This window comes from Massilia mucilaginosa (assembly GCF_011682145.1).
In the GTDB taxonomy this organism is placed as follows: Bacteria; Pseudomonadota; Gammaproteobacteria; order Burkholderiales; family Burkholderiaceae_D; genus Telluria_A; species Telluria_A mucilaginosa.
The window spans coordinates 72,277-94,183 of record NZ_WHJH01000007.1 but is presented as its reverse complement, the minus strand read 5'-3'; the positions used below and the strand labels follow the sequence as shown (position 1 = coordinate 94,183).

At 66.9% G+C, this 21,907-nt stretch carries 17 protein-coding genes; 6 read left to right on the top strand and 11 right to left on the bottom strand.

Going from position 1 to position 21,907, the window contains the following annotated elements:
• Positions 1 to 7: 7 nt before the first annotated feature.
• The 4 genes from F2P45_RS09030 to F2P45_RS09015 form a co-directional block, all read right to left on the bottom strand.
• Positions 8 to 2,740 (bottom strand): polysaccharide deacetylase family protein, encoded by a 2,733-nt coding sequence (locus tag F2P45_RS09030; RefSeq protein ID WP_370663225.1) that lies wholly within the window; start codon positions 2,738 to 2,740, stop codon positions 8 to 10.
• Positions 2,741 to 3,104: 364 nt separating this feature from the next.
• Positions 3,105 to 3,824, bottom strand: a complete 720-nt coding sequence (locus tag F2P45_RS09025; RefSeq protein WP_166873105.1) for a substrate-binding periplasmic protein — start codon at positions 3,822 to 3,824, stop codon at positions 3,105 to 3,107.
• A 73-nt stretch (positions 3,825 to 3,897) separates the two neighbouring features.
• Positions 3,898 to 7,131, bottom strand: coding sequence for a coiled-coil domain-containing protein (locus tag F2P45_RS09020; protein WP_187367156.1), 3,234 nt, complete (start codon positions 7,129 to 7,131; stop codon positions 3,898 to 3,900).
• 131 nt (positions 7,132 to 7,262) lie between these two features.
• Positions 7,263 to 8,273, bottom strand: a complete 1,011-nt coding sequence (locus F2P45_RS09015) for a serine/threonine protein kinase (RefSeq protein ID WP_166873102.1) — start codon at positions 8,271 to 8,273, stop codon at positions 7,263 to 7,265.
• Positions 8,274 to 8,367: 94 nt separating this feature from the next.
• Between F2P45_RS09015 and F2P45_RS09010 the strand changes: the two genes are divergently transcribed.
• Complete coding sequence (locus F2P45_RS09010) at positions 8,368 to 9,066, top strand: UPF0149 family protein (RefSeq protein WP_166873099.1); 699 nt, start codon at positions 8,368 to 8,370, stop codon at positions 9,064 to 9,066.
• Between the two features lie 33 nt (positions 9,067 to 9,099).
• On the opposite strand, the gene F2P45_RS09005 is transcribed toward F2P45_RS09010, so the two are convergent.
• Complete coding sequence (locus F2P45_RS09005) at positions 9,100 to 10,284, bottom strand: HPP family protein (RefSeq protein WP_166873096.1); 1,185 nt, start codon at positions 10,282 to 10,284, stop codon at positions 9,100 to 9,102.
• A gap of 212 nt (positions 10,285 to 10,496) precedes the next feature.
• Between F2P45_RS09005 and F2P45_RS09000 the strand changes: the two genes are divergently transcribed.
• A complete protein-coding gene (locus F2P45_RS09000; protein ID WP_166873093.1) occupies positions 10,497 to 11,048 on the top strand; it encodes a DUF3592 domain-containing protein in 552 nt (183 codons plus the stop codon).
• Positions 11,049 to 11,134: 86 nt separating this feature from the next.
• Here F2P45_RS09000 and F2P45_RS08995 read toward each other — a convergent pair whose 3' ends face one another.
• The 4 genes from F2P45_RS08995 to orn all read right to left on the bottom strand — a co-directional run bounded on the left by F2P45_RS08995 (position 11,135) and on the right by orn (position 15,159).
• Complete coding sequence (locus F2P45_RS08995) at positions 11,135 to 11,308, bottom strand: hypothetical protein (RefSeq protein WP_166873090.1); 174 nt, start codon at positions 11,306 to 11,308, stop codon at positions 11,135 to 11,137.
• Between the two features lie 99 nt (positions 11,309 to 11,407).
• Positions 11,408 to 13,489 (bottom strand): hypothetical protein, encoded by a 2,082-nt coding sequence (locus tag F2P45_RS08990; protein WP_166873088.1) that lies wholly within the window; start codon positions 13,487 to 13,489, stop codon positions 11,408 to 11,410.
• Positions 13,490 to 13,540: 51 nt separating this feature from the next.
• Positions 13,541 to 14,389 (bottom strand): aldo/keto reductase, encoded by an 849-nt coding sequence (locus F2P45_RS08985; RefSeq protein WP_223164698.1) that lies wholly within the window; start codon positions 14,387 to 14,389, stop codon positions 13,541 to 13,543.
• Positions 14,390 to 14,574: 185 nt separating this feature from the next.
• On the bottom strand, positions 14,575 to 15,159 hold the full coding sequence (orn, locus tag F2P45_RS08980) for an oligoribonuclease (protein ID WP_166873083.1): 585 nt from the start codon (positions 15,157 to 15,159) through the stop codon (positions 14,575 to 14,577).
• Positions 15,160 to 15,206: 47 nt separating this feature from the next.
• Between orn and F2P45_RS08975 the strand changes: the two genes are divergently transcribed.
• The 3 genes from F2P45_RS08975 to rsgA are packed head-to-tail and all read left to right on the top strand — an operon-like array spanning position 15,207 to position 17,721.
• Entirely contained in the window at positions 15,207 to 16,469 is a 1,263-nt protein-coding gene (locus F2P45_RS08975) for a M48 family metallopeptidase (protein ID WP_166873080.1), read from the top strand.
• On the top strand, positions 16,466 to 16,798 hold the full coding sequence (locus tag F2P45_RS08970) for a 4a-hydroxytetrahydrobiopterin dehydratase (RefSeq protein ID WP_166873078.1): 333 nt from the start codon (positions 16,466 to 16,468) through the stop codon (positions 16,796 to 16,798). The genes F2P45_RS08975 and F2P45_RS08970 overlap by 4 nt, the downstream gene beginning before the upstream one ends.
• Positions 16,795 to 17,721 (top strand): ribosome small subunit-dependent GTPase A, encoded by a 927-nt coding sequence (gene rsgA / locus F2P45_RS08965; protein WP_166873074.1) that lies wholly within the window; start codon positions 16,795 to 16,797, stop codon positions 17,719 to 17,721. Before F2P45_RS08970 ends, rsgA begins: the two co-directional genes overlap by 4 nt.
• 148 nt (positions 17,722 to 17,869) lie before the next feature.
• Here rsgA and F2P45_RS08960 read toward each other — a convergent pair whose 3' ends face one another.
• Both F2P45_RS08960 and F2P45_RS08955 read right to left on the bottom strand, forming a co-directional pair.
• Positions 17,870 to 18,175, bottom strand: a complete 306-nt coding sequence (locus tag F2P45_RS08960; RefSeq protein ID WP_166873070.1) for a hypothetical protein — start codon at positions 18,173 to 18,175, stop codon at positions 17,870 to 17,872.
• Positions 18,176 to 18,184: 9 nt separating this feature from the next.
• Positions 18,185 to 18,415, bottom strand: coding sequence for a hypothetical protein (locus tag F2P45_RS08955; RefSeq protein WP_166873068.1), 231 nt, complete (start codon positions 18,413 to 18,415; stop codon positions 18,185 to 18,187).
• A gap of 622 nt (positions 18,416 to 19,037) precedes the next feature.
• Here F2P45_RS08955 and F2P45_RS08950 point away from each other — a divergent pair.
• Complete coding sequence (locus tag F2P45_RS08950; RefSeq protein WP_166873065.1) at positions 19,038 to 21,875, top strand: ATP-binding protein; 2,838 nt, start codon at positions 19,038 to 19,040, stop codon at positions 21,873 to 21,875.
• Positions 21,876 to 21,907: the final 32 nt, after the last annotated feature.

Sequence of the window (21,907 nt, the reverse complement as noted above, 5' to 3'; positions counted from 1 at the left end):
TGACGATCTACAGCTTCTCCAGCTGCTGCTTCACATACGCCGCGCCCGCGCTGGCCGGCGCCAGTTCCATGAAGGTCTGGTACGCGGCCTTGGCCTTGGCCGCGTCGCCCGCCTGGGCATGCGCATCGCCCAGGTTGCGGTAGGCCACCGCGCGCGACGGGTCCATCTTCACGGTATTGTCGAACCAGCGCGCCGCCTCGGCGAATTTGCCCTGCTTGTAGTACACGAAACCCAGGTTATTGGCCGCCAGCGCAAAGTCGGCGCGCAGTTTCAGCGCCTCGGTGAACTCGGCTTCGGCCGCCGCGTACTGCTTCTCCTTGAACAGCTGCAAGCCGCGGTCGTTGGCACGCTGGGCCAATTGGCGCGCCGACGACGGCACCGCCAGCGGCGTGACCAGCTTCTGCTCCTTGCCCTGCAAATCCTTGACCGCGACCGGCGCCGCCGGCGGCGTCACGCCCGGCTTGTCGTCCATCTTGGGCGCGTCCGGCCGTACCGCGTCGAGCTTGGCGTTGAGCGCGATCGCCTCGGTCGACAACTGCGCCGTTTGCGGATTCAGGAATTCCGCCTCGACCGGCAGCTCGAACACGAAGTCGCCCCCTTCCGAACCCGGCAGGCTGCCGAAGGCCGGGGTCTGGTTCGACACGCCCGCCACCGCCGGCGCCACGTAGGCCGCCAGCTCGGTGGCCGTGATCAGGCCGTCGCCGTTCAGGTCGCCCTTCCCCGCCAGTCCCTGCAGCAAAGTCCAGGTGAACACCGAATGGCCGTTCGGCCCGCCGTCCGAGACCAGCTGGTCGGCCCCGCCGGCGGTCAGCATCTGGCGTCCGATGCGGCGCGCGTTGTCGCGCAAAAAGGCACCGGCGCCGCCGCCGCGCGTCAGGCCCAGCCCGCTGTAGCAGGCATCCATCACGAACAGCGCATGCTTGGCGGTCAGGCTTTCGGCGATATTCTGGATCTCGCTCATCGGAATCGCATCGGTGGCGAACTGGGCCGGGTCGGAATCGTAGGGCACGATGTAGCCGAGATCGCGGCCCGAACTGAGCTGGCGGGTGGCCCCGTGGCCGGCGAAAAACACGAAAATCCGGTCGTTCTTCTGCACCCCGCCATGCGCCAGGCGGTCGTGGAAGGCGCCGAGGATGCCGGCACGGGTGGCCTCGGCATTGTTGAGCGAGACCACGCGCTCGGCCGCAAAGCCGAACTTGCCGATCAACACTTCGCGCACGCCCTGGGCATCGCGCACCGCGTACTGCAGCTTGGGCCACTTCGGATAGCTGTCGATGCCGATCACGATGGCCCAGGAATTGGCGTAGCCGGTGCTCACCGCCACCTTGTCGGCGGGCGCGGCGGCGGTGTTGGCGCTGGTGAAATTGGTCCCGTCCCAGCCGGCGAACTGGTAACCCTCGGCGATCAGGCGGTCCAGCACGGCGGGCAGCGCCTTGACCGTGCGCGCGTGGATGTCGTGGAACAGGATGATGCCGCGGCCCTCCTTGTCGACCGTGCGCAGGACGCGCTCGGCGATCGAAGCCGGGACCGGATCGGCCCAGTCGAGCGAATCGATATTCCACATCACCGAGCGCAGATGCGCGCCTTCGAGCGCATGCATGCCCTCGCTGTTGCGCGCGCCGTAGGGAAAGCGGAACAGCGGCGAACGGCCGGCGTCGATGGCCTTGAGCAGCACGTCGGTGTTGAGGATTTCGGCCTTGAGCTTGGCGCCGGTTTCCTTCGACAGCTGCGCGTGGGTGTAGCTGTGGTTGGCCAGGGTGTAGCCGCCCGCCTTGAGCTTGCGGCTGATCGCGGCGCCATCGGACAAGGTGGGCTTGCCGGCGGCGTCCACGCTGCCGAGGTTGCGGCCGACGCTGAAAAACACCGCCGGCACGCCGTACTGCTTGAGGATGGCCGCGATTTCTTCGCTGTAGCGCTTGTGCGGGCCGTCATCGAAGGTCAGCACCACGGTTTTTTTGGGCAGGGAATTGCCGAAGATCTCGTTGGGATCGGCCTCGGCCTTGGCCACGGCCTTGGGCCCGGGCGGCAAGGCCGAGGCCGGATACGGCATCACCACGCCCTGCTCCTTGAGGATGGCCTCGCGCGTGTACAGGGTCTTGAGGTGGGCCAGGTAGCTGTCCCAGCGCTCGCGTTTGAGCTCGATCGCGCGCGACTCGTAGCGGCCGAAGACCTGGCGGATTTCCTTCTCATAATTGCGTTCGATCTCGGCCAGGGCATCGAGATCCTCCGACAGGCGCTTGTGGATCTTAATCGCTGGCAAGCTCGAATCTTTCGCCACCTCGGCCAGCAAGCCTTGCAGCAGCTCGCGGAACACCAGGCGGTCGGCATCGAACAGGGACTTGTCGGACTCGATAAAGCTGAGCAGATCGGCGACGGCATCGAAGCGGTTCGGCTGGTTCGACGCGAGCAGCGCGGCCAGCTCGCGTTCGAGGGATTCCGCGCGGGACTGGTTCTCGTGAAACAGATTCTGCCCGACGCGCTGCGCCTGTTCACGCTCGTTGGCGGGCATGGATTTCTCGTCGGCGAGCAGCACGATGATCTTGCGGTAATTGGCCAGCAAAGCCTGCATGCCCGCGGTCAACGGCGCCGTATCGAGACGTGGCGCGGCGACGGCGGCGCTATTAACGGGCGGCGGCGGTGGCGTCACCGGTACCGGCTTACGCCCGGCAAACAGCAAGGCCGCCCCGGCCGCGCCCGCGATGGCAAGCGCAGCGGCGATTTTAATGGGAGTGGAAGTCACGAAAGACACACCTGTTGAAAGAAGTCCATCGATTGTATTGCAAATGCCCAACACCCACAAAACTCCCACCGCCAGACGTTCAAAACCCCTACAACCGGGGTCAGAGCTCTGACTAGCAACTTTTGTTCGTTTCCCAACCGGGGTCAGAGCTCTGACTCGAAATTTTGCAAAATCCAAAAAATCGAACAGCGCACAAACGGCGGGTTCGTGGTCAAACGGAGGGCAACAGGGTCTAAATGCCGGCGCTACGTGCTTGAGTCCGCTTAACAATGTTTCGAGTCAGAGCTCTGACCCCGGTTGAAAAAGGAAAAGAAACGAACAAAAATTGCTAATCAGAGCTCTGACCCCGGTTGGAGGGGAGCGGCTATTGGTAGCGGGCGAGGATGGCGGGGATGGCGTTGCTGGCGATCAGGCGGCCGATGGCTTTGTCGACGTCGGCCAGCTTGACCTTGCCCTTGGGCGAAACCGCGCACTGGCCCATGTAGTGCTTGACCGACAGCGGCGGGTGCAGCGCCAGCACCGGGTCGCCCAGCTTTTGACGGTAGTCGAGGAAAAATTTGGCGGTCACCACGTGCCGCACCCGCCCCACCCCCAGCTTGCGCAGGTTGAGCAGCGAACTGGCGCTGTCGTCGCGGATGAATCCCTTGCCCAGCATGTCGTCGAGCTCGGGATGGGAGTAGCCGAGCACGGTGCCGATCGGCTGCCCGGCCACGTCGGCCACCACGCGCGGCCGCGTCGCACTGCGCGCAGTGATCAACACTTCGGTGATGGGAATGAACGCCTGGCTCCAGCGAAATGAGCCGCCCAGCCATTCGGGAACGTAGCTGCACAGCACGTCCGCGCTGCCGTCTTCCAGTGCGCGCACGATGCGCTTGCGCGGCAGCGCAACGAACACGGCGGTACGTCCCATGGCGCCAGCCAGCGCTTGCCCGATATCTTTGTGGATGCCTTCGGCCAGCCGGCCGCGCTCGAAGCGGGCCATCGGCATCTCGGTACTGGTGTCGACCAGTACCGCCAGTTCGGCTGCCTGCAATCGCGCCGGGATCGCTAACAAGGTGGACAGCAGCAGCTTGGGTATCGTCATGCCGCCGATCTTACCTTAACCAGGTGCAAGCCGTCAGGCACACCCGTTTTCCTGCAAGCGCCATGAAAACGCCTCAGCCCTTGTTCGGCGCGGTCAGGCGTCCGAGCACCTGGTGCGTCATGGTGGCGGAGGTGGAACGCTGCGCCGCGCCAGTGGCGCTCTCGCGTTTTTCGTCGTCGATCGCGTGCCGCGTGACCATCAGGGTGCGCGTGTCGGCCTCCAGCCTGCGCGCTTCGAGAGCGACCAGTTCGCGCCGGGCGTCGGCCATTTCTTTGGTGGTCAGGGCGCTCTTGCGCTGCATGTCGGCTTGCGCCTGGGCGCTCTCGAGCAGCACACGCTGGGCGTCGCGCTTGTCTTGCGCGGCCAGGGCGGCGATTTCTTGCGCGACCTGGAACTGGCGCGCCATGCTGGCCGCTTCGTGCTCGGCTTCGGCCCGCGTGCGCGCCGACAGGCTGGCCGCCTGCTCGGATGCCAGCCGCGCCGCAATCGCTTGCTCGGCGCGCTGGTCGGCCGCCAGTTGCTGGCGCTGGGTCGCGAGTTTTTGTTCGATCAGCGCCAGCGAGGCGCGCTCGGTCTGGACACTGGCCCGCTCGGCCTCGGCGCTGTCGCGTTCGAGCACCAGCGCTTCCTGGGCCAGCTTGAGTTTTTGCTGTTCGGCCTCGGCCCGCACTTGCTGGACCTGGGCGCGCTCGGTGGCCACGCGCGCTTGCGCGGCAAGCGCATCGGCGGCGCGCGTGGCCTGCTCGGTTTCGACCTGGGCCTGTTGCGCCAGCACGCGCGCAGCCTCGGCTTCGGTGCGGCGGGCTTGCTCGGCGCCGCTGGCGGCCAGCGCCAATTGGCGCTTGGCGGCCAGGGTCTGTTCGGCCAGCATGACGGCGGCCCGTTCGCTGTCGGCCAGCGCGCGTTCCTGCGCCAGCGTTTCTTCGGCCAGCGCCAGTTTTTGCTGTTCGGAGCGGACCCGCTCGCGCTGCGCTTCGGCCAGTTCGGTGGCGGCGCGCGCTTGCGCGGCGGCGGCGTCGGCGGCGCTTTGCGCCTGCACGCTGTCGATCTCGGCCTGCTGCACCAGTTCGCGCGTGGCGTCGGCTTCGACCCGCTTGGCCTGCTCGGCGTAGGCGGCGGCAACAGCCATCTGGCGCTGGCCGGCGGCCATCTGTTCGGCCAGCGCCAGGGCGGCCGATTCGCTCTCGGCGCGGGCGCGTTCATCAAGCACGGCCTGCTCGGCCAGCGCCAGTTTTTGCTGTTCGGCGATGGCGCGCGCGCTCTGGGTCTGGGCCAGGTCGATCGCGGCGCGCGCCTGGGCGGCGATGGCGTCGGCGGCGGCTTGCGCCTGCACGCTTTCGATTTCGGCTTGCTGCACCAGGTGGCGCGTGGCTTCCGCTTCGCGCCGGCGGGCTTGCTCGGTGCCCGCTGCCAGTTCGGCCAGTTGACGCTGTTCGGCGGCCTGCTGTTCGGCCAGCGCCAGCGCGCGGCGCTCGCTGTCGGCGCGGGCAGTGTCGTGGGCCAGGGCGTCGGCGGCCAGCGCCAGCGCCTGTTCGGCCATGGCCAGCGCCTGCTGTTCTGCTTCGGCACGCGCGCTCTGGGCTTGCGCCAGTTCGAGCGCCACGCGGGCCTGGGCGGCGATGGCGTCGGCGGCGGCTTCGGCCTGCGCGCTGTCGATGGCGGTTTGTTCGGCCAGCACGCGCAGCGCGTCGACTTCGATTTGCTTCGCTTCGGCCAGGCGCTGTTCGGCATCGGCCTTCTGGCGCAGCAGCACGGCCTCCATCTGCTCGGCGTCGGCGCGCGCCTGGGCCACGCCGGCGGCGCGGGTTTCGGCCTCCAGCCGTTCTTGCAGGCTGACCAGCGCGGCCTGCGCGGCGTCGGCGTGGGCTTGTTCGGCTTGCGCCAGCGCCCCCGCTTGCGCAGCCTTGGCGCAAGCCAGTGAACTGGCGCGGCGCTGCAGTTCGACCTGTTCGGCGATCGCGGCCACGGCGGCTTGTTCGGATGCGTTCCGGGCGGCGGCGAAATCCGCAGTTGCCTGGGCCAGGCTGGCGCGTTCTTCGGCCAGGGCGCGCGCGCGTTGCTGTTCGTCGGCCTCCATCAGGGCTGCGGCGGTCGCGGCCTGGTCGGCCAGGGCGCGTTCGTTCGCCTGCGCCGTGGCCAGGGTTTCGGCGTCGACCTTCGCTTGCACCAGCGCGCTGGCGTCGGCTTCGGCCTTGGCGCGCGCCAGGGCCACTTCGCGCAGGCGCTTGTCGACCTCGATGCGTTCTTCGGTGGCGCTCAGGATGCGCGCTTCGGCGTCGCGGCGGGCGCAAGCGCCGGCGGCGGCCATTTTTTCCAGCCGCTCACGGTGCACGGCGGCGTCGCGCAGTTCTTTTTCCGATTGCAGGCGCAGGTGGATCGACTGGGCCGCCACGCGCTCGGACTCGGCCTGGGCAATCGCAATCGCTTCGCGTTCCTGTTCGATGTGCGCCAGCGCGCGCGCTTCTTCCAGCGCGCGCGCTTCGGCCACGGCGCGGGCAAAGGCCGAGGCCAGCGCGATCTGGTCGGCTTTTTCGCGCTGGACGGTCAGTTCCAGCGCTTCGGATTCGGCTTCGGCCAGCAGTTCGGCGGTCTGGCGCGCACCCTTGGCCTGGCGCTCGCGTTCGCGCGCCAGGGTGGTCATGCGGGCGTCGGCGTTGGCGATGTGCAGCACTTCTTCCTGGGCGGCGTGGACGGCGGCGACCCGTTCGACCGCTTGCAGGCGCGCCTGCTCGGTCTGGGCCAGCAGCGCTTCGGTGGCGCGCGCGGCTTGTTCGGCCAGCGCCGCTTCGGCGGCGATTTGTTCGGCGGTGCGGCGGCGCGCTTCTTCGTCGGCCTTGAGGCGCGTTTCGGCGGCCAGTTTGATCTGGGTGTCGGCTTCGACCCGGGCGCGCAGTTCGGCGGTCTCTTGACGCACCGCGTCGAGGCGTTCCAGGCTGGCCTGGGCGGCGGCGCGCAGGGTTTCGAGGCGGTCGCGGTTCGCTTCGATGGCTTCTTCGGATGCCTGGGCGTTTTGCAGGGCGGCGGCGGCGGCGGCGGCGTCGCTGGCGGCGCGTTCTTCGGCCAGGCCGCGGGCGCGCGCTTCGGCGTGGGCGCGGCTTTCGGCGGCGCAGGAGGCCTTGGCTTCGGCTTCGACCCGGGCGATGGCTTCGTGGATGGCGCGCATTTCGGACTGGGCGCGGTCGGGAGCGGCTTCGGCACTCGGGGACACAGCGGCCGGGGGCACAGCACCAGCCTGGGCCGCGGCGCCGTCGGGCGGCAGCGCGATGGTCAGGTTGGCGTCGTCGTGCGGGGCTGGTGTGGTTTCCATCTTGTTCTCGCTTGGGCTACCGTCCCGGCATGGGAAGGCCTGACCTTGATTATCTGTCAGGTGCGCCCGCCCCGGCGCACGGATCAGACGCGGAAAAGCCGGTCAATTCGGCGCTTTGCTCAACAGGAGCGTTACCACAGCGCCGGTTCATCCATCAGCGCGATCTGTTCGCGCAGTTCGAGGATGCGGTCTTGCCAGTAACGTTGCGTATTAAACCACGGGAACGCGACCGGAAACGCCGGATCGTTCCAGCGCCGCGCCAGCCAGGCCGAGTAATGGATCAGGCGCAGGGTGCGCAGCGCTTCGATCAGGTTGAGCTGGCGCTCGTCGAAATCGGCAAAGTCTTCGTAGCCGGCCAGAATGTCGCTCATCTGGCGCACCATGTCGCGCCGCTCGCCCGAGAGCAGCATCCACAGGTCCTGGATGGCCGGTCCGGTGCGGCTGTCGTCGAAGTCGACGAAGTGCGGGCCGTCCGGGGTCCACAGCACGTTGCCGACGTGGCAGTCGCCGTGCAGGCGCAGCTGGGCCCCGGCTGAGTCGCCCGCCCGCGCGTAGCAGTGGCGCACGCCCTCCAAAGCCTGGTCGACCACGCTGGTCCAGGCGGCCAGCAGTTCGGGCGGGATGAAGTCGTTGGCCAGCAGGTAGTCGCGCGGTTCGCGTCCGAAGGTGTCAAGCGTCAATGCCGGCCGTTCGCTGTAGCTTTTCAGGGCGCCGACCGCGTGGATGCGGCCGATGAAGCGCCCGGTCCACTCCAGCACCGCCGGGTCGTCGAGCTCGGGCGCGCGCCCGCCCCGGCGCGGGAACACGGCAAAGCTGAAGCCGCCGAAGCTGTGCAGGGTGCGCCCGCCCAGCGTGAGCGCGGGCACGACCGGAATTTCGCGCTCCATCAATTCTTCCACAAACGCGTGCTCTTCCAGGATGGCGGCGTCGCTCCAGCGCTCGGGGCGGTAGAACTTGGCGACCACCGGCGCCTCGTCTTCCATGCCGACCTGGTAGACGCGGTTTTCGTAGCTGTTCAGGGCCAGCAGGCGGCCGTCGGCGCGCAGGCCGACGCTCTCCAAGGCGTCGAGCACGCATTCCGGGCCTAGGCGCGAGAACGGGTGGGTGGCGGGGGTGTCGGGGGCGGGAAATGGCGTCGTCATGGCCGCTATTGTACGGCGCGCCGCATTTAACAGTACGTCCCGATGCGCGAACGCGTTAAACTAGCGGCTTCAACGATCAATACAAGAGCACGCCATGCAACTCGACCAGCCCCTCTCAGAAAAAGAATTCGACGAACTCGACCAGTTCCTCCTGTCCGACCGCAGTGCGGAAGACGCCATGACCATGGACACCCTGCACGGTTACCTGACCGCCGTGGCGATGGGCCCGGAAACCATCATGCCGGCCGAATGGCTGCCGAAGGTGTGGGGCGAGGATGAAAAGAGCGTCCCCAAATTCAAGAACGCCAAGGAAGAAGAGCGCATCATCGAGCTGATCATGCGTTTCATGAACGAAGTGCTGGTGACGTTCGAAGTCGCGCCGAAGGAATTCGAGCCGCTGTTCTGCGAAGCCGAGCACGAAGGCACGATGCTGCTCGACGGCGAAGCCTGGTGCTGGGGTTTCTGGGAAGGCATGGAACTGCGCCCGGGTTCGTGGGATCCGATCTGGGAATCGGACCTGGAGCCGCTCATGCGCCCGATCTACCTGCTCGGCGCCGACGAGATCGAGGAAGAAGAGCTGAAGGAAGTCGATACGCCGATGAAAGGCCACAAGCTGGCCCTGGATATCCAGGCCAACCTGCCGGCGATCCACCGTTTCTGGGTGCCGCTGCGCAAGGCGCCGGTGACCACCTTGAAGCGCGAGGAGCCGAAAGTCGGCCGTAACGACGAGTGCCCTTGCGGCAGCGGCAAGAAGTACAAGAAGTGCTGCGGCGCCGATCCGGTCGCCGAGTAAACAGCGTCGTATTCGCCTGCTCCTTACCCGCTCCTACGCCGCCGGCGCCAGTTCGCCCAGTTCCGCCAGCCGGCCCTGATACAGCGCCGCCACCAGGTCGGACTGGGTGACGATGCCGGCAAACCGGTCTTCGGCGTCGATCACGGGAATGTGGTGCAGGCCGGCGTTGGCCATGATCGGCACCAGTTCCACGATCGGCGTATGCACATGCGCCGTGGCCACCCTGGCCGTCATGATCTGCCCCACCACTTCCGGTTTGTCCGTATGCGTGAGCCCGCTGCGCCGCAGCAGCGCGCGCAGGCGTTGTCCCAGTCCGCTGTACACGTCCAGGTCGCTGTGACGCAGGAAATCGGTCTGCGTCACAATCCCGATCACCCGCCGCGCCCGGTTCAGCACCGGCAGCGCGTGCACCTGGTGATGCCGCATCAGCCCCCAGGCGTCGGCCAGCGCGGTCCCGAATTCGAGCGTCACCACGTCGGTCGACATGATCTGCCCGCAGCGGATCACGCCGAAGCGGCGTCCGTACGCCGCCGTTTCGGTGGCCAGGATGATGCCCTCCAAGTCGTCGCGGCTGACGTCGAGCACCTGGTCGTAGCGCGCCAGCACGGCGTCCAGGTCGGCGCTGCGGAAACCCAGGCGCGCGGTGGGCACCGTGTCGGCCGTGTCGTGCACGTTCTGCATGGCCGATTGCTGGCGGTGCGGATAGCGCCGACCGCTCAGGTTGTTGACGAGCAGCGCGCCGCCCACCATCAGCACGCAGTTGAGCGCCACCGGCATCAAGGCAAAGCCAAACCCCAGCGCGTGCACGGCGGGACCGGCCAGCACGGCCGTCAGCGCCACCGCCCCGCCCGGCGGATGCAGGCAGCGCAGCGCGAACATGGCGGCAATCGCCAGCCCGCCGGCCAGCGGCGCGGCGATCTGGGGCGCGAGGCCCGACTTGACGCAGGCCACGCCCACCAAGGCCGAGACGACGTTGCCGCCGATCACGGCCCACGGCTGTGCCAGGGGACTTGCGGGCAGGCAGAACAGCAGGACGGCGGAGGCGCCCATCGGCGCGATCAGCCACAAGCCGGAGGCGCCGCCGGTCCAGGTGCACAGGGCGCCGGTGAGAATCAGCGCCAGGAAGGCGGCAACGCTGGCGCGCCATTGTTCAAGGCGACCGGCACTGTTGGGCGGGGGTAACAAAGCGGTGAGCCAGGCGGCGCGCGGGTCGGACATGAGCGGTGAACAAGAGCGGCGAAGCTGCAATTACATCACAGATGAGCCAGAAAGGTGCAGAGGTGCACTATTTTCGTGCGGTTGACGGGCGGAAATGGTGCGTTTGCGGCCGATCGGCCACGCTGTCTTGATGGTTCAAACAATGAGGGATAAGATTGCGTTGTTTCCTGATGCACATTAATGAACGAGCGTTGCGGTCAACAAGGAAGCCCATGTGGAAAGAAGCGGTGTACGGCGTCGTACTGCTGGGAATGGGGGCAAACTTGTTGCTGTCGCTGCGCGGGCTGGGGATTGTGCTCACTGCGTGGCGCAGCACGCGCTGGCCGACGGCGCTGGCCCGCATCACCCGCGCCAGCATCCTGGAGCGGCGCGATGAGGATGGGCCGAGAGGCTATTGCCCGGATGTGGCGTACGCGTTCTCGGTCGGCGCCAGCGCGTACGGCGGCGCGCGGATCGCCTTTGGCCTGGAAAAACTGTACGGCTCGCCAGGGTTTGCGCACGCGTACGACGACCTGCTGTGCGTGGGCAAGCAGGTACCGGTTCACTATCATCCGGCAAAACCGGCGCTGTCGGTGCTGCGGCCGGGCATCACGAGGAGCAGTTTTCTGTCTTTGTCGCGCGCCCTCGCCGGCTTGACCTTGCTGGCCCTGGTCCTGATGGCGCTTCCCCCGGCCATCGGGGTCCCGCCGCTGCTGGTGCCGGCGTTTAACGCGCTGTCGGGTGCCCAGGGTAGCGGCGCCTGGATGCCCGTGGCACCGCCTTGATCGCACTGCCAGCAACGCGGATCGGCCCGGCTTGCGCTCCCGCCAAGGAACGCAAACCGGGCCGATCACCTTGCTACGCGGGCGATTTACTGGCCGCGCGGGCCTTTGTCGGCGCCCTGGTGGTCCTTGACGCCATCGTTCTTGTGCTTGCCGGCGACTTCTTCAGCCTCGGCACGCTGGCGGTTCTTGCTAGCGTCCTGCTGAACCTGCTGGTCTTCGCGCTGTTGCTGCTCGGCTGGATCGTTGGTGTGCTTGGTCATAGAGCCTCCTGTTTGTCTGAGACACAACAATAACCCTTCCCCGCCAACCGTTCCGTTCGCCACCCCACGTAAGCGGACAATTCTTTCTTGCGGCACAGTTCAGGGCGGCGGCAAGCGCGCCAGCACCGTCTTGAACGGCAGCTTGCCTTCATGCGGCGGCCCCAGCAGTGCATCGATGCCGTCGAAGGTGGCGCTCGCCAGCGCCCAGCCCAGCGGCGTGTCGTTGGCAGAATGCATGCCGAACCAGAAAAAACGTTCCGGCCCGGCGGGCAGGATCACGGCCATGTCGCGCAGCTCGGCCGTCACGGCAAAGGTGGCGCGCGCGGCGCGGGTGTTGAACAGCCCCAGCGGCGGGGCCAGCAGTTCCGACAGGAAGGTCGTGTCCATGCGCGCGTTGGCCGGATCCTGCTTGCCGGACGGCGCGATCGCGTCCGGCGAATTGCTGATGACGATGACGGCCGGGTCGATGTCGTAACCGCGTTCGCGCCACTGCGCCAGCTTGGGACGCATCGCGAACAGCAGGTCGCGCACCGATTCGACCCCGGAGTTCTCGAAATAGCCGCCGTCGATCACCCTTCCCCACGGCCGCCGCTCGCGTCCCGGCGCGCAGGCCGCCAGCGCCTGGCCCTGGCGGCAGGCCGACACCGTGCCCGCCGGGCTGATGTAGCTGAAACGCGCGCTGTTGTGCACCGCCGTGGCCAGGCTCATCTGGCGCAGGTCGAGCAGCGGGTCGAGCGCGTCGTAGGCGTCGGGAAAGCGCCCGTCGATCATCAGGTCGCTGGCGATGATGCGGTTGCCGCCGTCGACCAGGGTGGCGTTGAGCAGCAGCGAGGGCACGTTCATGGCCGGGTCGGCGGCCCATAGCTGGTCGAAGCGGCGCGCGAAGCGGGTGTTGCCGGTGGCGCTTTCCCAGCCCTGCGCCCAGGCCGTTTCCATCGCGCGCGCGCGGTCGGCCGCCGGGATCGCGAACGGCAGGAAGCGCTGCAGCATGTCCGGGTACAGCGCATAGCCGAGCACCGGCGACAGGAAGTCGCGCTGCAAGACCTTGCGCATGCAGGCCTGGTAGGCGCCGTCGCGCGCGCTGCGCGCGCAGGGGGCGCTGGCCAGGCCGCCGGCGCCGGCGTCGGCCACCAGGCCGGCGAAGGCGCTGCTGCCCAGGCTGCCGCCGGAGACGCCGCTCAGCGCGAACAGATGGCGTCCGAAGCGCGCCTCGCTGTCGTCCTGCAGCTTGGCCAGCACCATGCCGGCCCAGTAGGCGGCGCGGATGCCGCCGCCTTCGGCCGCCACCACGAACAGCGGGAACGGCCGCCCCGGCACCAGCGCCCCGCTGTCGACCCGCGTTTGCAGCCAGGCGTCGAGATGCGCGTCGATGGGGCGCCGGATCACGGGCGGATCGCCCGGGCTCGTGGGCAGCAGCTTGACCTGGTGGTTGTCGTTCCACAGGCTGAACACGATGAACAGCAGCAGCGGCAGCGCCGCCATCGACGGCAATCTGGCCTGCTTGAAGTAATAGGTCAGCACCAGGTCGCCGAACAGGATCCAGCTGGCAAAGGCGAAGCACAGCAGCGCCGGGGCGCTGACCAGGCGCGTCACTTCGACCGGCCAGATCCAGACCGCAAGCAGCAGCAGGAAGGTCAGCACGATGGCGATCGAGACGGTCAGCACGGTGCGCTGTTGCAGCGATTCGAAACGGATGGTGCTGGCCTGCCCCTCGACGCCGCGAAAGCGCGAGGCGAACCAGGCGCGCCGCTTGACCACGAACACACCCATGGCGAAGGCGGTCATGAAGCAGGCCAGCGCCAGCACCGGCTGGCCCATGCGCTGGAACTGGATCGACAGCACGCTGGCCGGCACGATGCCGAGAAAACGCGGCAGCCACATGCGGATGCTGTTGACGAAGGGCGTGTCGCTGCGGTCCAGCAGCGAGGTGCCGTCGAACACCCGGCCGAGGGTCAGGCGCGCGCTGTACCAGGCGGCGGTGGACCAGCTGGCGACGGCGAAGATGAATATGGGGAAGGTCCAGCCGGGATGGCTGACCAGGCGCAGCGACTCGGCGCCCTGGGGGATCAAGGCCAGGCCGGCGGAGCACAGCAAGGTGAGGCTGAAGCTGTAGACGCAGCGCCACAGGATCGAGCCGACTTCCTTGCCGCGCTCACCAACAACACGCACGATCGTGACCATGTCGTTCTCCTTGGGTAGGGTCTTGCCGTACTGGGCAATGCGCGCTGCAAGCTAGCGCATCGCCAGCGCCTGCCGCTTGGCCGGCGGCGGAAACGCCCGATCCAGATCCTCCAGATCGAACGCACTGAGCACCACGTCGGCCGCCGCCCGGTTCTCGCGCACATGCGCCGGATCGGCCGCCTTGGGAATGGCCACCACCCCGTCCTGCCGCAGCAGCCACGCCAGCGCAATCTGCGCCGCCGTGCAGCCATGCCGCTGCGCCACCGCCATCAGGGCCGGATTGGTCAACAACAACGCACGCTCGCGGCCGGCCGACTCCAGCGGCGAATACGCCATCAGCGGCATGTCCTGCTTGCGCGACCACGGCAGCAAATCCCATTCGATCCCGCGCTTGACCAGATTGAACAGCACCTGGTTGAGCGCGATCGCGCGCCCGCCCGGCAAGGCCTCGGCCTCGAGCATGTCGCCCAGGTCGAAATTGCTCACGCCAAAATCGAGGATCTTGCCGTCTTTTTTGAGGGAGTCGAAGGCGTCGAGCGTCTCCGACAGCGGCACCGCCCCGCGCCAGTGCAGCAGGTACAGGTCGATGCGGTCGGTCGCGAGCCGCTGCAGGCTGCGCTCGCACGCCGCCCGCACCCCGCGCCGGTCGGCATTGTGCGGATAGACCTTGCTGACGATAAACGCCTGCTCGCGCCGTCCGGCAATCGCCGCGCCGACCACCTGCTCGGCCCCGCCCTCGCCATACATCTCGGCGGTGTCGATCAAGCCCATCCCCAGATCCAGGCCCAGCTGCAGCGCGCCGATCTCGGCCTGGCGCCGCGCCGGGTCTTCCCCCATGTTCCAGGTGCCTTGTCCGAGCGCGGGGATGACGCTTCCGGACCGCATCGTCACAGTTTTCATGTCGCAAGATCCCATCGCTGTTGCGTAAAGATCATTCTAGAGGAAAAAGCCACGCCCGGTCTAAATGTACCTGGGCCCGCCAGCGGCGCGGCGGCGGCGATACAACAGGAAGAGACCGCAGGAAGAGACAGCAGGAAGGGAAAGCATGCCCCGGCCAGGACGGCCGGGACTGAGGGCAACGCAGATTACAGCTTGATGAAATGCTCGCGGTAGTAGCGCAGCTCTTCGATCGATTCGATGATGTCGGCCAGCGCCGTGTGCTTCTGGTGCTTCTTGAAACCGCTGACGATTTCCGGCTTCCAGCGCTTGCACAGCTCTTTCAGGGTCGACACATCCAAGTTGCGGTAGTGGAAGAAATCTTGCAGCTTCGGCATGCCGCGCACCATGAAGCGGCGGTCCTGGCAAATGGTATTGCCGCACATCGGCGACTTACCGGCGGGAACGTAGTTCTTCAGCCAGGCGATCAGCGCCGTTTCCGCTTCGGCTTCGGTGACGGTCGATGCCTTGACCCGCTCGATCAGCCCGGAACGGCCATGGGTGCCCTTGTTCCACGCATCCATCTTGTCGAGCGTTTCGTCCGACTGATGGATGGCGAACACCGGGCCTTCGCCCAGGATGTTCAGGTGCATGTCGGTGACTACGACCGCGATTTCGATGATGCGGTCGGTATCGGGCTCCAGGCCGGTCATTTCCATGTCCACCCAAACCAGGTTGAACTCATTTGGGCGCGCTAACGCGGCCGGTGCTGCTAAATCAGTGGCATGTGACATAATTCTCTCTTGGCCTAAACAATCCTGCATTTTCTCACAGGCACAGAATGTCTTCACTCGCGTTTTCGATATTGTTCGTTTCTTTCTTCATTTTGAGCCTGTTGCTGCGCTTTTGGCTGTCCACCCGCCAATTGCGCCACGTGCTGGCCCACCGCGGCGCGGTGCCGGCCGATTTTGCCGAAAAAATCCCCCTTGCAGCGCACCAGAAGGCGGCCGACTACACCGCCGCCAAGATCCATTTCGGCCTGATCAGCCTGGTCTTCAGCAGCGCCGTGCTGATCGGATTCACCCTGCTCGGCGGCCTGCAATGGCTGGCCATCGCCCTGCTGCCGCACACCGGCGCCGGTATCGGCTTCCAGATTGCCCTGTTGCTCGCCTTCGCCGCCGTCAGCGGCGTGCTCGACATGCCGTTCGACTACTACCGCCAGTTCGTGCTCGAACACCGTTTCGGCTTCAACAAGATGAGCCTGGGCCTGTGGATCGCCGACGCCCTCAAAAGCAGCGGGCTCGGCCTGGTGCTCGGCCTGCCGCTGATCTGGGTGGTCTTGCAGCTGATGGAGAAAAGCGGCGACCTCTGGTGGCTGTACACCTGGCTGGTCTGGATCGCCTTCCAGCTGATCATGATGGTCATCGCTCCGACCCTGATCATGCCGCTATTCAACAAATTCGTTCCATTGACAGATGAGAGCTTGCGCCAGCGCATCGAAGGCTTGATGGCGCGCGTCAACTTTGCCGCCAAGGGCCTGTTCGTGATGGACGGTTCCAAGCGCAACGGCCACAGCAACGCCTTCTTCTACGGCTTCGGCGCCAACAAGCGCGTGGTGTTTTTCGACACCCTGGTCGCCAGCCTGACCGGCCCCGAGATCGAAGCGGTGCTGGCGCACGAGCTGGGCCACTTCAAGCTGCGCCACAACCTCAAGCGCATGGTCATTGGCTCGGTCGTGTCGCTGGCCTTTTTAGCCCTGCTCGGCTACCTGAAAAACCAGACCTGGTTCTACAGCGGCCTCGGTTTCGATCCGCTGCCGGGCGTGCCGAGCGACGCCGTGGCCCTGCTGCTGTTCATGCTGGCGCTGCCGGTGTTCACCTTCGTACTCTCGCCGCTGACCTCGATCAGCTCGCGCAAGCACGAATTCGAAGCCGACGCCTTTGCCGCCACCCATACCGACGCGCGCGACCTGATCTCGGCGCTGGTCAAGATGTACGAAGAAAACGCTTCCACGCTCACGCCGGACCGGCTGCACTCGACCTTTTACGACTCGCACCCGCCGGCCAGCATCCGCATCCATCAACTCAACCTGGCAATCCGATGACCCTGCTCGCGCAAACCTGCCGCGCCCAAGCCGCCGCCCTCGACGCCGGCGCCATCGCCGCCCTGCTGCCGCAGGTACCCGGCTGGAGCGTCGCCGACGGCAAGCTGCAGCGCAGCTTCCCATTCAAGAATTACTACGACACCATGGCCTTCGTTAACGCGCTGGCCTGGATCAGCCACCATCAGGACCACCATCCGGAACTGACGGTCACCTACAAGGAGTGCGCAGTGCGCTACAACACCCATTCGGCCGGCGGCGCGCTGTCTGACAACGACTTCATCTGCGCGGCCAGGGCCAATGCGCTGTACGACCAGCGGGGCGGCGCATGAGCGGCAAGATCGCTCCGGCACCGGCACCGGCGCCGGCCGGCCTGACCGGCATCATCATCGCCGCCCACGGACGCCACTACCTGGCCGACGTGGCCGGACGCAAGCTGCAATGCGTCACGCGCGGCAAGAAGACCAACATCGCCGTGGGCGACGTGGTCAACCTCAAGATGACCTCGGAAGACCAGGCCGTGATCGAATCGATCACCGAGCGCAAGACCCTGCTGTACCGTTCGGACCAGTACAAATCGAAGCTGCTGGCGGCCAACCTGAGCCGCCTGTTCATCGTGGTGGCGACCGAGCCCGGCTTTGCCGACGACCTGATTTCGCGCTCGCTGGTGGCGGCCGAAGCGGCCGGCATCGAGGCGCACCTGATCCTCAACAAGACCGACGTGGCCGACCTGCTGCCCAAGGCGCGCGAGCGCCTGCTGATGTACACCTCGCTCGGCTATCGGCTGCATGAAGTATCGGCGCGCGCCAATCCCGAGCACGCGGTGGCCACCCTGATGCCGCTGCTGGAGGGGGAGTCGTCGATTTTCATCGGCCAGTCGGGCATGGGCAAGTCGTCGCTGATCAACCTGCTGGTGCCGGACGCCGACATCGCCGTGCGCGAAATCTCGGCGGCGCTCGACACCGGCAAGCACACCACCACCTTCACGCGCCTGTATTCGCTGGGCGAGCATGCCTCGATCATCGATTCGCCGGGTTTCCAGGAGTTCGGGCTGTATCACCTGAGCGAAGGGATGCTGGAACGCGCGTTCGTGGAATTCGGGCCGTATCTGGGCGGGTGCAAGTTCTACAACTGCCGCCATCTGATCGAACCGCAGTGCGCGATCCTCACAGCCGTAGCCGAAGGCAAAATCGCCAAATTCCGCCACACGCTGTACGGACAGCTGCTGCACGAGTCGGCGCAGACCTTGTACTGATCGGCCAGCGCCCCGTTCTCGCCACTACCTCAACCCGGTTTCCGCCAGGGTGTGTCCGACGGATCAGCGCTCGACCATGTCATCATGGTGCGGGCGCATGCCGGCTGCAGCTTGGCGGTGGCGGGGGGGCGGTGGCGGGGCGAGGTCGTCACTCGAAAGCGACATCGTCAGGGTGCCTGTCGGACTCGCGGCGACATCTCCCGCGACGCCGCTCGTCCTGCTGCCGCGCTGCCTGCGCGTTCATGTGGTCCACCACCGCCATCGCGCTGCGCAAGGCATCCGACATGCAACGTGCGGCGGTCACCAGGCTGTCGGCGTGGGTGATCGCCTGCGGCTGCGGCTGCGCTTGCAATTGCGCTTGTGTCGGTGGCGGCGCCTGGCGCGCGCTGCGTTCGATGCGTGCGCGCAAAACCGATGCGTACTGCCAGTTTGCATCGCCCGGTCGGCGCACCATCAGCGCACTTCACGCGTTGCGTCCCTCGCCCGCAATGGCGAGCGTCATGCCGCGTGGCGATACGCTACGTCCCTGGTACAAGAGCCTGTCGCCCGTCACGACGGCGTATTCGGTCAGTCCCTTGCATCTCATGCGAACATGGCTACCGTCCGGCAAGAAAAGGCATTTCCATTGATAACCGTTGACTGCGCCGCCTGCCAAACGAAGCTGGTCGGCGGCCAGCCAGGCGTCGATGGCCATGCCCAGGGCCTCATCGACCGGCATATCGTCGCCGCGTGCATGCAGGTAGGAAACCAGATGCGCCAGTGTTGTCCCTGTTGCCGGCGGACACACTGCGGCAAGTTGTCTCGTTTGAGGGTCCGTTTCCGTCTCCTTTTGTCTCGTTTTGTCTCGTTTGGACAACCGCGCTGGGCCTTGGTTCAAACGAGACAAAACGAGACAGAACGAGACAGAACAAGACAGTGAAATGAGACAGTTTGCCGCAGTGAGCCGCCCGGCAATAGGGACAAGGCTCCGCCGTGTACTTAACGATTTTCAACAACCCCAAGCACTGCGCGCATCTGCGCGGCGCAACAAGCGGCCGCGTTGCCAGCGACGTTGTTGACAGACGCCGGAGGCGGTGGTGTCGCGGCACGCAGGCTGGTCGGACATGTGCGAGGAAGTCCTCATCCGGGGCGAGTCACGTTGATCGCGTCCAGCACCGAACCAGTATGCTCAGCGTCGCTGCCATTGACACAACTGCCTTCCCGCACAAGCAGGAACGACAGGCAGGCTGCGCACCGTTTAGCGTCGACGCAAGCATTAGCTCCGTCGCCCCCTTTTCGGCATACAATGGCAACACCATCGTAAAGGGGTCCCGGCAATGGAGATGTTCACCGTCGATGTCAACGTCGCACAATGGGAGTCTGCGCTGCCCTCGCTGCGCGGCATGGAGCGCCTGCCGGTGCTGCTGCCGCTGGCCTGGCACCTGCGCCAGCGCGACCCGGCGCGCGCCCTCATGCTGGCCGGCGAAGCACTCTCCCAGCTCCCCCTGTCCGACCTGCCCCCGAGCGACTGCGCCAGCCTCGAAGCGCGCATGCACCTGCTGCACGCCGAATGCGAATGGCTCGACGGCGCGCTCGACCTGGCTTGCGCCCACGCGCAGGAACTGCTGTCCCGCTTCACGCTCCTGAACGACCATGCCGGCTGCGCCGACACCCACTGGCTGCTGGCCTGGATCGCGGTCGACCGCGGCGACCATGACGCCAGCGACGCCGCCTTCGCCGCCGCCGCCGCCAGCGCCCGCGCCGGCGGCGACGCCTTGCGCTGCGACCTGGCCGAAGCGGCCATCGCGCGCTGGGCCGTGCTGCGCGACCCCGGCGCCGCCATCGCCCGCTGGGGCCAGCGCTTCGACGCCGACAGCGCGCGCCTGCACCCGTCCCTGGCCACCTGGGTCAACGACTTCCATGGCCTGGCCGCCAGCCAGGCGGCCGACTTCGGCGCCGCCGCCGGCCACTACATGCGCTGCTACGAATCGGCGCTCGACACCGGCCAGGTGCGCGCCGCCATCACCGCCGCGACCAACATCGGCGAGGACTTCACCATCCTTAACGACCACCATTCGGCGCTCGAATGGGTCCAGTGCGCGCTCGAACTGGCGCGCCCCACCGGCTGGCCGCGCAGCGTCGGCGCCTGCCTGATGCACAGCGCCGACACCCTGCGCCGCCTCGGCCAGCTCGACGCCGCCCACGACATGCTGCAGGAAGCGCTGGTGATCCTGAAACCGCTGGAAAACGCGCGCAGCTACGCCATCGCCCTGCAATACCTGGGCGACCTGTCGCTCGACCAGGGCGACTACGACGGCGCGCTCGACGCCTTCACCCGCCTGGCGGCGCGCGCCGAAGCGCTCGACCAGTCCGACTTTCGCAGCATCGCGCGGCGCGGCCAGGCGCATGCGCTCTCGCACATGGGCCGCGCGCTTGATGCCATCGCAGTGGCCGCCGACGCCGCCGCCATGGCCGCCGCCCCCGGCTACGCCTACAACCAGATCGCCGCCTTGCGCGTGATGGCCCTGATCCACGCCCAGCACGCGCTGCCGGCGCCGGCGGGCATGGTCGAACCGAATCCGGTGCTGCACTACCTTCAGCAGGCGCTGTCGGTGGCATCGACCATCGAAGGCTACACCGTGCCGGGCGACCTGTACGACGCCATGGCGCGCGAATACGCGGCCACCGGCGACTACGCGCGCGCCTACGAGGTGGCGCTGGCGGCGTCGGGCTCGCGCGAGAAAACCCACAGCCAGGAAGCGACCAACCGCGCCATCGCCATGCAGGTGCATCACCAGACCGAACATGCGCGCAGCGAGGGCTATCACCACCGCGAGCTGGCCGAATCGGAGGCGCGCCGCGCCGAAGTCTTGCAGCGCACCAGCGCCACCCTGGAGCGCCTGTCGGCCATCGGCCAGGAGATCACCGCCCACCTGGACGCGGCCGCCGTGTTCCAGGCGCTCGACCGCCACATCCACGGCCTGCTCACGGCCAGCACCTTCGCCATCTACCTGATCGACGCCGCCGGCGCGGTGCTCAATCGCGCGTTCGGGGTGGAGCTGGGCCGCGAGCTGCCGAACCACGCCATTCCCCTGGCCAAGCGCGAAGCCTATTCGGTGCGCTGCCTCGACGAGCGGCGCGAAATCTACATCGAGCACTGGCCCGACGCCGAGCACCGCAAGGTGGTGCCGGGCACGATGGTCAATATGAGCGCGCTGTTCGTGCCGCTGACCGTCGGCGAGCGCGCCATCGGCGTGATGACGGTGCAGGCGCCGCAGTCGCACGCCTACGGCGAGAACGAGCGCATGATTTTCCGCACCCTGTGCGCCTACGGGGCGATTGCGCTCGATAACGCCGAGGCCTACCGCCAGTTGCAGGATGCGCAGACCCAGCTGGTGTCGCAGGAAAAGCTGGCCGCGCTCGGCTCGCTGATGGCCGGCGTGGCGCACGAACTCAATACCCCGATCGGCAACAGCCTGCTGATCGCCAGCACCATGCAGGAAAAGACCGCCGAAATCGAAGCGCTGCTCAATGGCCCGGGCCTGCGCCGCTCGGAGCTGGCCGCCTTCATCACCGACTCGCAAAAGGCCTCGGCGCTGGTGCTGCGCGGCCTGATCAGCGCGGCCGACCTGGTCAACAGCTTCAAGCAGGTGGCGGTCGACCGCACCACCGAACAGCGCCGCTTCTTCAACTTGCAGCAGGTGTGCCACGAAATCATCGCCACCATGATGAACCGCATCCGCGCGGCCAACCACAGCATCGCGATGGACGTGTCGGACGCGATCGGGATGGACAGTTACCCCGGCCCGTTCGGCCAGGTGGTCACCAATTTCATCAACAACGCGCTGCTGCACGCCTTCGCGCCGGGCCATCAAGGCATCATGCGCCTGTCCGCCGCCATGCCGGCCGAAGGACGGGTGCTGGTCGAGTTCCACGACAACGGCGGCGGCATCCCGGCCGAACATCTGGGGCGCATCTTCGATCCGTTTTTCACCACCAAGCTGGGACAAGGCGGCAGCGGGCTGGGACTGTCGATCAGCTACAACATCGTCACATCGCTGCTGGGCGGACAGATCACGGTGCTCAGCAGCGCGCAGGACGGCACCAGCTTCGTGCTCGACCTGCCGCTGACGGCGCCGGCGCATCCGGCTTCGGACGGGCCGGCGATCTATTGACGGAACCTGGGCCGTGATGCGGCGGCGCCGGG

Excerpts from the sequence above, each read along its gene's own strand:
- F2P45_RS09025 (WP_166873105.1), bottom strand. The coding sequence starts at position 3,824 with ATGACGATACCCAAGCTGCTGCTGTCCACCTTGTTAGCGATCCCGGCG.
- F2P45_RS09020 (WP_187367156.1), bottom strand. The coding sequence starts at position 7,131 with ATGGAAACCACACCAGCCCCGCACGACGACGCCAACCTGACCATCGCG.
- F2P45_RS09015 (WP_166873102.1), bottom strand. The coding sequence starts at position 8,273 with ATGACGACGCCATTTCCCGCCCCCGACACCCCCGCCACCCACCCGTTC.
- F2P45_RS09010 (WP_166873099.1), top strand. The coding sequence starts at position 8,368 with ATGCAACTCGACCAGCCCCTCTCAGAAAAAGAATTCGACGAACTCGAC.
- F2P45_RS09005 (WP_166873096.1), bottom strand. The coding sequence starts at position 10,284 with ATGTCCGACCCGCGCGCCGCCTGGCTCACCGCTTTGTTACCCCCGCCC.
- F2P45_RS09000 (WP_166873093.1), top strand. The coding sequence starts at position 10,497 with ATGTGGAAAGAAGCGGTGTACGGCGTCGTACTGCTGGGAATGGGGGCA.
- F2P45_RS08995 (WP_166873090.1), bottom strand. The coding sequence starts at position 11,308 with ATGACCAAGCACACCAACGATCCAGCCGAGCAGCAACAGCGCGAAGAC.
- F2P45_RS08990 (WP_166873088.1), bottom strand. The coding sequence starts at position 13,489 with ATGGTCACGATCGTGCGTGTTGTTGGTGAGCGCGGCAAGGAAGTCGGC.
- F2P45_RS08985 (WP_223164698.1), bottom strand. The coding sequence starts at position 14,389 with ATGAAAACTGTGACGATGCGGTCCGGAAGCGTCATCCCCGCGCTCGGA.
- orn (WP_166873083.1), bottom strand. The coding sequence starts at position 15,159 with ATGTCACATGCCACTGATTTAGCAGCACCGGCCGCGTTAGCGCGCCCA.
- F2P45_RS08975 (WP_166873080.1), top strand. The coding sequence starts at position 15,207 with ATGTCTTCACTCGCGTTTTCGATATTGTTCGTTTCTTTCTTCATTTTG.
- F2P45_RS08970 (WP_166873078.1), top strand. The coding sequence starts at position 16,466 with ATGACCCTGCTCGCGCAAACCTGCCGCGCCCAAGCCGCCGCCCTCGAC.
- rsgA (WP_166873074.1), top strand. The coding sequence starts at position 16,795 with ATGAGCGGCAAGATCGCTCCGGCACCGGCACCGGCGCCGGCCGGCCTG.
- F2P45_RS08960 (WP_166873070.1), bottom strand. The coding sequence starts at position 18,175 with ATGGTGCGCCGACCGGGCGATGCAAACTGGCAGTACGCATCGGTTTTG.
- F2P45_RS08955 (WP_166873068.1), bottom strand. The coding sequence starts at position 18,415 with ATGGCCATCGACGCCTGGCTGGCCGCCGACCAGCTTCGTTTGGCAGGC.
- F2P45_RS08950 (WP_166873065.1), top strand. The coding sequence starts at position 19,038 with ATGGAGATGTTCACCGTCGATGTCAACGTCGCACAATGGGAGTCTGCG.